The organism is Chryseobacterium jejuense (genome assembly GCF_017877355.1).
Classification (GTDB): Bacteria; Bacteroidota; Bacteroidia; order Flavobacteriales; family Weeksellaceae; genus Chryseobacterium; species Chryseobacterium jejuense_A.
The window spans coordinates 516,610-529,075 of sequence record NZ_JAGIPR010000001.1 but is presented as its reverse complement, the minus strand read 5'-3'; the positions used below and the strand labels follow the sequence as shown (position 1 = coordinate 529,075).

Below are 12,466 nucleotides of genomic sequence, written 5' to 3'. Positions count from 1 at the left end.
ATATATGAGGACGTTAGAAATTAAAAAGAATATTCAGAAAGAGGAGGATAAGAATCTTTCATTTCGGGTTTTTGATTTAACCAATGACTATTTGAAAGATTATGGGAAACCTCACAAAAAGGATCATTTTTTTATTATTGTTATAGAAAGTGGAACCTTACAACTCCATATTGAAGATAAAATTCATTTTTTGAAACCAGGAAAAATCTCTGTAATATTTCCGGACCAGGTTCATTTTATTTCTGATACAAGCGATGATCTTAAAGGAAAAATCATTCTGTTTGAAGAAATACTGTTTTGTTCGGATATTCTGAAGAATGAACTGAGTACTTATAATGTCAATCTTTCTACGCAACTTCACTGTACGGTTCTGTCTCCTGAAGACTTTAAACAGAGTCTATATTTAATTTCCATCATTCAGGGGATTTATCAGCAGCCAAGTCTTATCAAAAAGGAACAGGCAAGGTTTCAGATCAAAATTTTTCTGTTAGGTTTAATTGAATCTGTTCACGGACTGCATCCCATATTGCATAAAGAAACTTCCGACAAACCTATTTATGTCCGTTTTAAAAAATCACTGAATGAGCATTATAAACAATACAGAACAGTTCAATATTATGCTGATGAATTGGCTATTACAACCAAAAAATTAAATTCAGTTACCAAAAAACATTGTGGAGAAACGGCTATTCAGGCCATTCACAACCGGATTTTAATGGAGATTAAACGACAATTGATGTTTTCAGACCTTTCTCATAAGGAAATTGCTTTTGATCTCGGTTTCAATTCTCCTTCTGCACTCAACAAATTTGTGAAATCAAAATTGAAGGAAACTCCTACTGCCCTTCAGCAGGAATTGGCGCAAATGTATAACACATAATCCTGTTTGTATAACATCGTCCGTTTGGGCTTCTCTAATTTTGTCTCATTAAAATCAAACAAAAAAATGAGCAAATTATTTATTGCAGGAGAAGTATTTCATGGTGCCGGAAGTCTTTCAGAATTAGCCAATATTAAAGGTAAAAAAGCAGTAATTGTAACAGGAGGAAGTTCTATGAGAAAGAGCGGAACTCTTGATAAAGCGATTGCTTACCTTACAGAAGCTGGAGTTGAAACTCAAATTTTTGAGGGTGTAGAGGAAGATCCATCATCAGCAACATGTTTAAAAGGAGCTGAAATCATGAAAACATTTGAGCCGGATTGGGTTATTGGATTAGGAGGCTGTTCTGCTATTGATGCAGCCAAAATTATGTGGGTATTTTATGAATATCCTGATGCCGATTTTGATGCTATGATTAAACCTTTTACGGTTCCGGTTTTAAGAAACAAAGCGAAATTCATCGCCATTCCTTCTACAAGCGGTACAGGAACTGAAACAACAGGCCTTGCTGTGATTACAGACAGAGAAAAAGGGGTAAAATATCCAATCGTTTCTTATGAATTAACACCTGATATTGCCATTATAGATGGAGAAATCTGTGCTTCAATGCCGGCGCACGTGACTTCAAATACAGGTCTTGATGCATTAACACACTGTGTAGAGGCTTTCGTTTCCAATATTGATAATAATATTGCAGATGCGCTTTCAAAAGGTGGTCTTGAGATTGTTTTCAATAACTTAAAAGAAGCGGTAGAAAACCCAAACAATATTACAGCACGTCAGAATATGCACGATGCTTCTTTTATGGCAGGATTAGCATTCAATAATGCATGGTTGGGAATTGTTCACTCATTATCTCATCAGGTTGGAGCATTGTACGGCATTCCTCATGGAGCTTCCAATGCTATTTTCCTTCCGAATGTTATCCGTTATAATGCCCAGGCTACAGAACGTTACCCTGATTTAGCAAGAGTAATTGGTAAAGAAACGGCTGAAGATCTTGCTCAGGCAATTGAAACGTTACGTTCAGAGGTTAATAACCAATCTGCGATTAAAGAATTCGGAATTTCAAAAGAAGATTGGGATAAAAACATTGATTATATTACAGCCAATGCACTGGCAGATCCTTGTACCGGTTTCAATCCGAGAGTTCCTTCTTTAGATGAATTAAAAGCTATTTATAATGCTTGTTATGAAGGTCTTGTTTATAGTGAGGAATTGGTTTTAGGATAATATTTAAATTTTAGCATTTAAAAAAACAGGAATCCAAATTAGGGTTCCTGTTTTACTATAAAAAGGATCAATAAAAATTAACCTCTCTTTGAAAAGATTATCAAGGAAATTGTATAAGTTCGTTTTATACATTTAACTGTAATTATTTTACATAAAGAACTTTTTAAAATCAATATCACCGATTAATCAGTATGGATATCACTAATCTATAAAATGCCCTGCGCAATTAATAAATTGTATAAGGTAGTTTTTCAATGTTTTATTGTAGTTTTTCACATTCAATAATACTTTTAGCTTCTGTACCAATATCCATAAAACGGGTAAATTCTAACCCCGCCTCCTTTATAAGCTCTTTAAATTCAATTAAGGTTCTTTCTCTTCCTGTGAGGCATGACAACATTACAATGTCTAAAACTTTAGCAACATGAGGTTTATTTCTAGAATCATCCGGAATTACAGCATCTATAATGAGTAATTTTCCTCCTTTAGGCATTGCATTATAACAGACTTTCAGTATCTGTACACATTCTTTGTCACTCCAATCATGCATAATCCACTTCATGGTATACAGATCAGCACCCTCCGGAGCTTTATCAAAAAAGCTGCCCATACTCACGGAACATCTGTCTTTTAAATTTTCCGGGATCAAAGAAGCTGTCACTTCTATAACATTAGCTTCATCAAAAATAATTCCTGAGCTGTGAGGATACGCATTGAGAATAGCATACATCATTGCTCCATTCCCACCTCCTATATCCACAATGGTTTGATAAGTGCTAAAATCATAAGTATTCATAATTCCTTCCAATTCCATTCCAGACATCCCTGTCATTCCTTTACCAAAATTGATTCCAGCCTCAGGATTTTTTTTGTAATATTCCCAGACACCCACTCCATGAACGTGTTCAAAAGGAATCTTTCCTGTTTTTAGATTATAAGTCAATTCCATATACGTCAGAAAATGCTCACCCAGAATGGTCAGAACAAAATTTTTGGCTGTACCGGGGACATCAGTTTGTAAAGTGGCTCCAAAATCATTCAATGCAAATGTTTTATTTTCCAATTCTTCAAAAATTCCTGCACTACTTAATGCTCTCATAATTCTGTAGAGACTTTTTTCGTCGGATTTTGTCTTTTCTGCCAAGGAATAAATTGTCTGCTCTCCTTCTGCCAGGTAATCTGCAATATTTAATTCAGCTGCTGTTTTTACACAACCGGCAATCCAAACGCCTCCTAACACTTCAAACATCTTTAAAGTAAACTCTGGTTTAATGCTTTGTTTTTTCATGGTAATAGTTTTTTTTAAAAAATTAATCCTCAATATAAAATTATGATTAAGTTATTCACAAAATTACACTAAAAATAAACTCTCCCGATAAATCAAAATAAAATGAATTACATAACAATACATATCAGTCTGTTTTTTTTTACTTTAAAAAGGTTTTCTTCTCTTTCCATACTATCCATTTACAAACGGATAATTCTGTATCTTTGTTCTATCTTGGATAAAACCAATGCATTTTGCAAAAAATCAATTATAAAAAGTAAAGAAGACAAGTACATGAAGAAGACAATAAAAAGAACGTTCAGAGTCTCAAAATATGTAATCTATAAAGAAACCTTGGTTGATTACAAGGAGCATTTCTGGTCATTCTTAGGTGCTTTTTTCGGAATTGGTTTAATTGCTTTTATCCAGTCTCATTCTTTAGCGGAGACTGAGAATATATTCCTAATCGGTTCTTTTGGCGCCTCCAGTGTTCTTATTTATGGAGCTATCCAAAGTCCGCTGGCTCAACCAAGAAACTTAGTAGGCGGGCATGTTCTTTCTGCATTGGTGGGCGTTACAGTCTTTAAGATTGTTCCGGATATTATATGGCTTTCGGCCCCATTGGCTGTGGCTTTTTCCATAGTTCTGATGCAGTATACCAAAACGCTGCATCCACCGGGTGGAGCAACAGCTCTTATTGCAGTAAGCTCTACCGGGAAAATTCCGGAATTAGGATATTGGTATGTTATCTCTCCGGTTCTTTCGGGGTGTATTATCCTGTTGCTTGTGGCTTTGTTTTTTAACAATATAACACCCAACAGAAGTTATCCTTCACACAGCAGGTTTATAAAATTGTTAAGGAAAAAACATGCTCATGGACACAAAGTGAAAAAATAAAAATTATGAATTGTCTGGAATGTGGCGAAAAAATCATCGGAAGGTCTGATAAAAAATTCTGCAATGATGCCTGTCGAAACGCCTACAACAATAAGCAGAACAAAGATTCTACAAATCTGATGCGGAATATCAATAACAAACTCCGCAAGAATTACAGGATCCTTACGGAAGTAAATATTGATGGGAAAACAAAGGTTTCAAAATCCAAATTAGAAAGTCTGGGCTTTGATTTTGATTATTTCACCAATATAAAGGTTTATAAAAACGGGTCTGAGTACAAGTTTATTTATGATTACGGCTATAAACTTTTAGAAGAAGACTTTGTTTTGATTGTTAAAAATCAGGCATAGTTATACCACACCACTACAAAATAGATCAGTATGAAAGAAGTTGTTTTGATTACCGGCGCAAATGGCTTGATTGCAAAGGAACTTGCAAAAAAAATAGGGAATGAATTCGAGGTAAGATTTCTTACCCGGAAAAAGAGACAAGCAAATGAATATGAATGGGATCTTAAAAAAGGAACCATTGATGAATCGGCTTTGGAAAATGTTTCTCACATCATTCACCTGGCGGGCGCTAATATTTCAGAAAAGCGCTGGACAGCAGAAAGAAAAAAAGAGCTGATTGCCAGCAGAGTGGATTCCGCCACATTATTACGAAATACTTTAAGAAAAAAAGAGATTAAGCTAAAATCTTTTATATCTGCTTCCGGTATTAATTTTTACGGAACCCTGACTACAGAAAAAATATATTCGGAAAACGATCCACCGGGACATGACTTTCTCAGCGAAGTTGTTGTTCTATGGGAAAGAGCTGCCGATCATTTTAAGGAACAAAATCTGGCAGAAAGAATCGTCAAAATCCGTACTGCCGTTGTCCTTTCTGAGAAAGAAGGAGCATTAAAGAAAATGCTTCCTCCAATACAATATGGTATTGGATCTGCTTTGGGAAGTGGTAAACAGTATATGCCGTGGATTCATATTGAAGATATTTGTTCTATTTATGAGCTCGCTTTAAAAAACACTCACTTTCACGGTGCTTACAATGCTGTTTCACCTCAGCATATCACCAATTCAGATTTAACTAAAAAGATTGCTGAGGTTCTGAAAAAACCGCTTTTTATGCCCAATGTTCCCGCTTTTGTTTTAAAAATGTTATTTGGTGAACTGGCAAATGCTATATTGGAAGGATCCAGAGCGTCTTCACAGAAAATTCAGAATGCTGGTTTTCAATTTAAGTTTCCGGATTTGCATCAGTCCTTGAATAATTTGCTAAAAAAAGATAGTTAATTCTGTATGGAAGAGAATTTAATTCTAAAAAATATATCCAGGCATATTTCTCTAGACAAAGACGAAACCTCTTATTTTTTGTCTCTATTGAAAGGAAAAAAGGTTCAGAAAAAAGAACTGATAATAAAGCATCAGCAGCCCTGTAAGGATATCAATTTTGTAGTATCAGGCATTCTACGGGCCTATTACACGGATGCCTCAGGAAAAGAATCAACCATTATGTTTGCTGTTTCAGACTGGTGGATTACAGATATGTATTGTTTTATTAATGGGAAGCCTTCTATGCTGAACATTGAAGCTCTTGAAGAAAGTTCAATTTTGCAACTCTCTAAAGATAGTCTGGATAAGCTTTACTGCAAAGTTCCAAAGTTTGAAAGGTTTTTCAGGATTATGATGCAAAATGCCTATATCAGGGAACAGCTCCGGACCATTGAAAATTTATCACTTCCCGCAGAGGAACGGTATCATAACTTTCTTAAGAAATATCCTCTGGCTGCAGAACGTGTTACCCAAAAACAGATTGCTTCATATCTCGGTATTACTCCTGAATTCTTGAGCATTATTAAAACAAATAAGCAAAAAAGTAACTGCTCTTAAACTACATTATTTTTTTTCTCTTATAAGTTCTGTTATTTTACTCAAAAAAATTATGCTCATACTTATTGCAGGCCCTTACCGTAGTGGAACCAATGACAATCCTGAATTGATTCAGCAAAACCTTGACAACCTTGAGGCCGCAGCTCTGCCTATTTTCAGAAAAGGACATATTCCTATTATTGGAGAATGGGTTGCGCTCCCATTGATTAAACTGGCAGGTTCTAACCAAATTGGAGATCCGGCATGGCAGGAGATACAATACCCGGCGGCTCATCGTATTCTTGAAAAATGTGATGCTATCCTCCGTATTGAAGGGGCTTCCAAAGGAGCCGATGAGGACGTAAGAATTGCCAGAGAAAAAGGCCTTACCATTTATTATAACATAGAAGACATACCTTATGCAAAATCCTGATATTACTATTTTAAAAACTGATATTTTATCTGACAACTGGTATACTTTAAACAAAGTGACCTTTACTGTCCGCAAAAAAGACGGAACTACGGAAACCCAAAGCAGAGAAGCTTATGACCGTGGAAATGGTGCCGCTATTTTACTCTATAACAAAATTTCCAACACTGTTATTCTTACAAGACAATTCAGATTACCTACTTATATTAATGGAAATGCTTCCGGAATGCTTATTGAAGCCTGTGCAGGACTTTTAGATAATGATAATCCTGAAGACTGCATCAAAAGAGAAACCGAAGAAGAAACAGGATATAAAATTTCCAAGGTTGAAAAAGTATTTGAAGCGTATATGTCTCCTGGTTCTGTAACGGAAATTCTTCACTTTTTCATTGCTGAATATTCTAATGAGATGAAGATTAATGATGGCGGTGGCCTTGAAGAGGAAGGTGAGCAGATTGAAGTACTGGAATTATCTTTTGATGAAGCGCTTACCATGCTTGATACGGGAGAAATTAAGGATGCAAAGACAATTATGCTGTTACAGCATTTGAGAATTAAAGGGATTTTGTAATATTATACACTATCTAAAACCCCAATATGCTATAACTCTTACAGATTTTCAATAGAAATTTGATTTTATAATAACTACATTTAAACTATGAATAACTTGTCAATTCTTGAACATATAAAGCTTACTATCAACCCTAAATTTCAGGATTGGATTCTTTTTAAAAATGACACTTATATTATCTTTGATGATATTACTATTGTAGCAAACGTACAGGATGAAGCTATCAAACTGATGAAAGAATTTGGGCCTGTATTTGCCGGAGGCTCTGCAGGAGATTTCAATGTCATTCATTTGAATTCTACTGAAGGCTGGCTTGTTTCCGGACATGGATACGGTATGTATACTTATGTACATCCCTCTGAACTGGATAATGAAACACCCAATGATCTGGAAATAGGATTATATGGAAGGTCAAAACGAAATCTCGATGGTGAAAATCCCGAAATTGTACATATCAACACCAGTAATAATTCTTAACCAAGATTGATAAAACAAAATAAATTCAATTCATAATTTAAAAATATGCTTCAAGACCAAATTACCCTAAAAAACCGATATAAAGCTTTCATCAGAAAAGTAAGTGAAACAGAAACTGTGTATGGCTTAAAAGATGATAAAGGATACGCTACTTCCTACTCCAACGATCTGGAATATGAAGATGGTGAACCTGTACAAATCATTTGTTTCTGGGCGGATGCAGCAAGAGCAAAATCATGTGTAAGCAAAGAATGGAACCGCTATGAGGCCTCTCCTATTCCTCTTAATGAGTTTTTGGAGAACTGGTGTCTGGGAATGAACAGTGATGGTTTAATTGTAGGAGCAGATTTTGACAGCAATTTATTCGGTTATGAGGCTGAACCCTTAGAATTAGTTCTTGAAATTATTGAAGAGCTTAAGAAAAACGGAAAATCTTTAACTCTGAAAAAGTTCGATGATCTTGAAGATATGGAAAACCAGATTAGAGAGGTATTAAAAGACTAATCAATAAGGTTCATGACAAAATCATTGGGAATAAAGCTTGCTAAAGTAATCGCAGTGTTTTCAGTTTTTATTTTCAGTATGCTGATGCTGAAAACAATTTCCCAATATACTTCTCTTGATAAAACGGTGGGATTTTTGGCCTTTAAACAAAAAGTTGTCAATAATCCGTATTGGATGGCTTTTTTCTACATCCATATTTTTTCAATAACGCTTTGTCTTTTGGCTGGTTTAACTCAATTTTCACCTCAATTTCTAAGAGAAAACAGAAGTTTACATAAAATGATCGGACGGATTTACGTTTACAATATTCTTATTATTAATGTTCCGGCATGTTTCGTATTAGGATTGTTTTCAAATGGCGGATTAATAGGAATTACAGGGTTTCTGATTCAAGATATCCTCTGGGCTTATTTTACTGTAGCAGCTGTACTTTATATTAAAAAAGGGAATATTATCCAGCACAAAAACTTTATGATTTTAAGCTATGCGGTGACCACCACTGCTATTACCTTCAGAATCATAAAGAATCTGTTTTATAATGAAAAGGATCATGATTATGAACTGTTCTACGGCATCAATGTCTGGATGGCTCTTTTTATCAACCTGTTAATTGCTTACTATTTTCTTAGAAGAAACGTTCCTACTATCGCTGGAAAGTGAACGTCGTAATGAAAATAAAAAAACTTACAAATGATATCAGAAAAAACGCTCCTATAAAGATTAAAGAATCTAATAGAGTCTCATATCTGTGATCCTTGGTCCATCGGTTACAAAAACGCATGGTTATATAGGAAATCCCTCCAAAAACACCAATAATAAAGAGGAAAAATAGAAAAACAACGAGGTAAATCCAATCAAAATGCATAGAATGATATTTTATAAAATGATTATTTTAAAGTTAGATATTATCTGGAAAAGTCAAGATTTGAAATAAAGATATAAAGGCTAAGAAATGAGATCAAAAGAAATGATCCAATAAAGATTAAAGTATTAAAAAGCACCTCGTATTTGTGATTTCGGGTCCATTGATTACATAAACGCATAATCAGATAAGAAATCCCTCCAAATACAATGACAATAAAAAAAAGAAAAAAGTAAATCATGATTATGCTATTAATTACTGTAAATCTATTAAATTATAAAAGACTGGGAACACAAATGTCACTAATTTAAGGCACAAATAACACTAATGAGATAGCCTATATCTTGTAATATTTGTGAAAACATTGGTATCATTTGTGTTTAAAAATAAAAAATTATGAAGATAAAAAACATCGATCACATTGTACTAACCGTATCAGATATTAACAAAACCATAGAGTTCTACACTGAGATCATGGGTTTTGAAGTCGTAACCTTTGGGGATAACCGAAAAGCACTTACTTTTGGAAATCAAAAGATCAACCTGCATCAAAAAGGCCATGAAATTGAACCTAAAGCTGAACATCCTACCAGTGGCTCCGCAGATCTTTGTTTCATTGCACAAACTGATATTCATGAGGTGATGGATGAGCTAAAGCAAAAAAACATTGAGATCATTGAAGGGATCGTAGACCGTACAGGTGCTGTAGGAAAAATAAGATCTGTTTATTTCCGGGATCCGGACCAAAATCTTATTGAAGTGAGCAACTATTTTTAATGGCCGCGAATGCACAAATTCTTTATTTAAACATCAAATCTATATACCTATGTGGTTATTTCTTTTACCACATAGGCATATAGAATATTGCAACGGAAAATAATTTGTAGTTTCTATTTGTCATTTAGTTGGAATCTCAACTTCATTATTGGAATATAATAATCTAGATTCCAACTAAATGACAAAAGAGTTTTTAAAATAATGAATACGTAAGACTCTACAAATTTTAATTATACATCCATATCATTCTCCTCTCCAAATGTCTTCCAATGCTGATATTTCTCCGGATCAGCAAAGGCTGGGTCTTCTTTATAGAAATATAAAAGTCTTTTCAATGCTGTTGTATAGTAGCCGTGTTCCAAGGATTTTTCGTAGTGTTTGATTGCTTTTTTAGAGCTTACTTTTACTCCTAATCCTTCATCGTACATAATTCCGTAATAAATATCGGAATACGTACCCTCAGTATCTTTTTTCAAATAACGCTGAAGATTGTCAAAATCACTTTTTTGATAATAGATTTCAGCAAATTTTTCATCATTATAATAGAACTTCTTTTCTGCCTGTTTATAGTAGCCTAATGCAAGGTCATAATCCTGTAATACATATTCCCCATAAAAATACAAAAGCCCAAGGTTCTGCATTGCCAGCCCATCTCCTAATTCTGCAGATTTCCTGAAACATTTTAAAGCCTTTTTAATATCCTGAGGATATCCCACTCCGCTCTGATAATGATAACCTAAGTTATTCCATGCAATGGCATGATTCTTAGAAGCTGCTTTTTCATACAGGGCAAGTCCTTTCTCCAGATCATAATATTCAGGATACTCATCATGAACATAAATATATCCAAGTTCCACCATCATATTTGTATTTCCGCGGCTTACTCCTATTTGATACAGTCTCACGGCATCTTCAACTTTTCCTTCTTCAATGTATTCTTCAGCCCTCGACATCAGGGTTTCATCATCAAAATATTCTTCGTAGCCTGAACCTTTTTTCTCAGTCCATGCCTTATAAAAATCAAGGAAATACTTTTGATCTTTTCCACGGAGATTATGTCTTTTTTCATACAAAGTTCCCAACTGATTATCGGAAACCTTGTGTAATGTTCTGTTGGTATCAAGGATAAACATATCATTCCCTTTATAAAGACAAAGCATCTGTTCATTATAGTCTATTCCTTCACCAATATAGTCGTAGATACTGCTTTGAGTCTCTGTTTGCTGGTCAAAATAGAACATTCCGTCTGAAGTGGTCACACGGAAGATTTCTTCCCGGCAGGATTCTATTTTTTTATATTCTTTAGAGGAAGGGAGTAACCAGCGGTCTTCAGCAGCATTATACAAGCCCCAGCCATTTTCATCAGACAACAGGAATACATTCTTCATAAACTGGGTAAACCAATCCCTGTGAATATTTTCAATGATATGTTCTTTTAACCTGAATTCACCGGATTTTATATCATAAATATGCCATTTCTTAGCTTTCTTGTAGGCAAAAGAAGCGTAATAATCATTCAGAATCATCACGGTATCTACTTCAGTATCCAAAAGACTTCCATCAGCTTTTATAATGCTGGTTTTTTTCTGAAATTTATTCGGCTTAACCCAATAATAGCCCTCTCCAATCTCACCCAATACATCTTCAGGGTGTTCACCTAGATAAACACCATCAAATGTGTAAAATGCTTTTTTGGATGTTCCTTCCAGTGAACGATAAAGCAATCCGGAATAATTAAACTCAAAAGGCTCATCAAAATCTTCTTCAATAATAGGCTTATTAAATGCATCAATAAGGCGATACTTCCCTTCTTTTTTAGCATTAAAAAGGTAGACATGCCTTAACATCTCTAGTTCTTCATATTCACAAGGAATAACAATTTCTCCGGTTTCAATGTTAATCAACCCGCATTTTTGATCGATTTCTATAATCCCATAATTCTTATTGTCTATAAACAAAGAATCATAAACTTCTTCATAAATGCATTCAATAAGTACTTTCCCATCATTTCTCAGATATCCGTACTTACCATTTTTCTGTGCTACCGCAATGCCTTCTTCACTAAAGGCAAATATTTCTTCATAAACAGGTTGCGTTATGATATTTCCTTTTTTATCCTTTAATCCCCAAAGACCATTGTCTTCAAAAGACTCCGAAATATCTTTATACAAATCTTCATTCCAGTAGCCCAGACCATAATCAATCCAGTCTGTTTCCAGCATCTCTAAAAAAGATCCATATCCGCTTCTGGCTAAGACTTCTTTTTCCAGCCAGCCCAGATTCTGTTTGGCCATAGCTTTATCATACAGCTTACTTTTTTCCTTGATTTCCAGCACCCAGTTTTTGGCCTGATCGGAATGTTTTTCTTCATTCATATTGAAAACATCCCATCCATTGATGACGAAAGTATCATAAGGAAGATCATCCAACATCTCAAACATTTTGTTGACAGGTTCATAATAAGCCTTTTTGTAAAGCAACTGATAATGTTCACCCAACAACTGATAGAATGATTTCAGCCTTGCTACTCCATTGATCTTATCAAAGTACAGCAGCTTTCCTTTTGATCTTGGATCACAGGAAAATAAAGGAAGAAGCAATTCCGGAATCTCGTAATTCCATTCCCCCAGATAGTGTGAATATTGGTCTCCTGTTTTTAAATCTACATTATATACGTAAAGACGATGTGCCATTTTTTTG

General features: G+C 34.7%; 14 protein-coding genes. 12 read left to right on the top strand and 2 right to left on the bottom strand.

What is annotated here, in order from left to right; translation table 11 throughout:
- The first annotated feature begins 4 nt into the window (after window positions 1-4).
- Both J2772_RS02410 and J2772_RS02405 read left to right on the top strand, forming a co-directional pair.
- Window positions 5-880 (top strand): AraC family transcriptional regulator, encoded by an 876-nt coding sequence (locus J2772_RS02410; RefSeq protein WP_209912961.1) that lies wholly within the window; start codon window positions 5-7, stop codon window positions 878-880.
- 66 nt (window positions 881-946) lie between these two features.
- Entirely contained in the window at window positions 947-2,113 is a 1,167-nt protein-coding gene (locus J2772_RS02405; RefSeq protein ID WP_209912959.1) for an iron-containing alcohol dehydrogenase, read from the top strand.
- Between the two features lie 259 nt (window positions 2,114-2,372).
- Here the strand turns inward: J2772_RS02405 and J2772_RS02400 are convergent, their stop codons facing one another.
- Entirely contained in the window at window positions 2,373-3,401 is a 1,029-nt protein-coding gene (locus J2772_RS02400) for a methyltransferase (protein ID WP_209912957.1), read from the bottom strand.
- Between the two features lie 273 nt (window positions 3,402-3,674).
- Between J2772_RS02400 and J2772_RS02395 the strand changes: the two genes are divergently transcribed.
- From J2772_RS02395 to J2772_RS02350, 10 genes are all read left to right on the top strand, one after another.
- Window positions 3,675-4,277 carry an HPP family protein gene (locus J2772_RS02395; RefSeq protein WP_209912956.1) on the top strand — a complete coding sequence of 201 codons (603 nt, stop codon included), beginning with the start codon at window positions 3,675-3,677 and terminating at the stop codon, window positions 4,275-4,277.
- 5 nt (window positions 4,278-4,282) lie between these two features.
- On the top strand, window positions 4,283-4,627 hold the full coding sequence (locus J2772_RS02390) for a hypothetical protein (RefSeq protein ID WP_209912954.1): 345 nt from the start codon (window positions 4,283-4,285) through the stop codon (window positions 4,625-4,627).
- 30 nt (window positions 4,628-4,657) lie between these two features.
- On the top strand, window positions 4,658-5,569 hold the full coding sequence (locus tag J2772_RS02385; protein WP_209912953.1) for a TIGR01777 family oxidoreductase: 912 nt from the start codon (window positions 4,658-4,660) through the stop codon (window positions 5,567-5,569).
- 6 nt (window positions 5,570-5,575) lie between these two features.
- Window positions 5,576-6,166 (top strand): Crp/Fnr family transcriptional regulator, encoded by a 591-nt coding sequence (locus J2772_RS02380; protein WP_209912951.1) that lies wholly within the window; start codon window positions 5,576-5,578, stop codon window positions 6,164-6,166.
- Between the two features lie 52 nt (window positions 6,167-6,218).
- The gene (locus J2772_RS02375) at window positions 6,219-6,578 is read left to right on the top strand and encodes a DUF4406 domain-containing protein (RefSeq protein WP_209912949.1); all 360 of its coding nucleotides are present in this window, start codon (window positions 6,219-6,221) and stop codon (window positions 6,576-6,578) included.
- Window positions 6,565-7,146, top strand: a complete 582-nt coding sequence (nudK, locus tag J2772_RS02370) for a GDP-mannose pyrophosphatase NudK (RefSeq protein WP_209912947.1) — start codon at window positions 6,565-6,567, stop codon at window positions 7,144-7,146. The genes J2772_RS02375 and nudK overlap by 14 nt, the downstream gene beginning before the upstream one ends.
- Window positions 7,147-7,233: 87 nt before the next feature.
- Complete coding sequence (locus J2772_RS02365) at window positions 7,234-7,623, top strand: hypothetical protein (protein ID WP_209912945.1); 390 nt, start codon at window positions 7,234-7,236, stop codon at window positions 7,621-7,623.
- A gap of 45 nt (window positions 7,624-7,668) precedes the next feature.
- Window positions 7,669-8,127 carry a DUF2750 domain-containing protein gene (locus J2772_RS02360; protein WP_209912943.1) on the top strand — a complete coding sequence of 153 codons (459 nt, stop codon included), beginning with the start codon at window positions 7,669-7,671 and terminating at the stop codon, window positions 8,125-8,127.
- Window positions 8,128-8,139: 12 nt separating this feature from the next.
- Entirely contained in the window at window positions 8,140-8,787 is a 648-nt protein-coding gene (locus J2772_RS02355) for a DUF2306 domain-containing protein (protein ID WP_209912941.1), read from the top strand.
- Between the two features lie 598 nt (window positions 8,788-9,385).
- Window positions 9,386-9,766, top strand: coding sequence for a VOC family protein (locus J2772_RS02350; RefSeq protein ID WP_209912938.1), 381 nt, complete (start codon window positions 9,386-9,388; stop codon window positions 9,764-9,766).
- A 230-nt stretch (window positions 9,767-9,996) separates the two neighbouring features.
- On the opposite strand, the gene J2772_RS02345 is transcribed toward J2772_RS02350, so the two are convergent.
- Window positions 9,997-12,459 (bottom strand): SEL1-like repeat protein, encoded by a 2,463-nt coding sequence (locus J2772_RS02345; protein ID WP_209912936.1) that lies wholly within the window; start codon window positions 12,457-12,459, stop codon window positions 9,997-9,999.
- Between the last annotated feature and the right edge of the window lie 7 nt (window positions 12,460-12,466).

What these genes read in the sequence shown, in the direction of transcription:
- J2772_RS02410 (WP_209912961.1), top strand. Translation starts at nt 5, where the DNA reads ATGAGGACGTTAGAAATTAAAAAGAATATTCAGAAAGAGGAGGATAAG.
- J2772_RS02405 (WP_209912959.1), top strand. Translation starts at nt 947, where the DNA reads ATGAGCAAATTATTTATTGCAGGAGAAGTATTTCATGGTGCCGGAAGT.
- J2772_RS02400 (WP_209912957.1), bottom strand. Translation starts at nt 3,401, where the DNA reads ATGAAAAAACAAAGCATTAAACCAGAGTTTACTTTAAAGATGTTTGAA.
- J2772_RS02395 (WP_209912956.1), top strand. Translation starts at nt 3,675, where the DNA reads ATGAAGAAGACAATAAAAAGAACGTTCAGAGTCTCAAAATATGTAATC.
- J2772_RS02390 (WP_209912954.1), top strand. Translation starts at nt 4,283, where the DNA reads ATGAATTGTCTGGAATGTGGCGAAAAAATCATCGGAAGGTCTGATAAA.
- J2772_RS02385 (WP_209912953.1), top strand. Translation starts at nt 4,658, where the DNA reads ATGAAAGAAGTTGTTTTGATTACCGGCGCAAATGGCTTGATTGCAAAG.
- J2772_RS02380 (WP_209912951.1), top strand. Translation starts at nt 5,576, where the DNA reads ATGGAAGAGAATTTAATTCTAAAAAATATATCCAGGCATATTTCTCTA.
- J2772_RS02375 (WP_209912949.1), top strand. Translation starts at nt 6,219, where the DNA reads ATGCTCATACTTATTGCAGGCCCTTACCGTAGTGGAACCAATGACAAT.
- nudK (WP_209912947.1), top strand. Translation starts at nt 6,565, where the DNA reads ATGCAAAATCCTGATATTACTATTTTAAAAACTGATATTTTATCTGAC.
- J2772_RS02365 (WP_209912945.1), top strand. Translation starts at nt 7,234, where the DNA reads ATGAATAACTTGTCAATTCTTGAACATATAAAGCTTACTATCAACCCT.
- J2772_RS02360 (WP_209912943.1), top strand. Translation starts at nt 7,669, where the DNA reads ATGCTTCAAGACCAAATTACCCTAAAAAACCGATATAAAGCTTTCATC.
- J2772_RS02355 (WP_209912941.1), top strand. Translation starts at nt 8,140, where the DNA reads ATGACAAAATCATTGGGAATAAAGCTTGCTAAAGTAATCGCAGTGTTT.
- J2772_RS02350 (WP_209912938.1), top strand. Translation starts at nt 9,386, where the DNA reads ATGAAGATAAAAAACATCGATCACATTGTACTAACCGTATCAGATATT.
- J2772_RS02345 (WP_209912936.1), bottom strand. Translation starts at nt 12,459, where the DNA reads ATGGCACATCGTCTTTACGTATATAATGTAGATTTAAAAACAGGAGAC.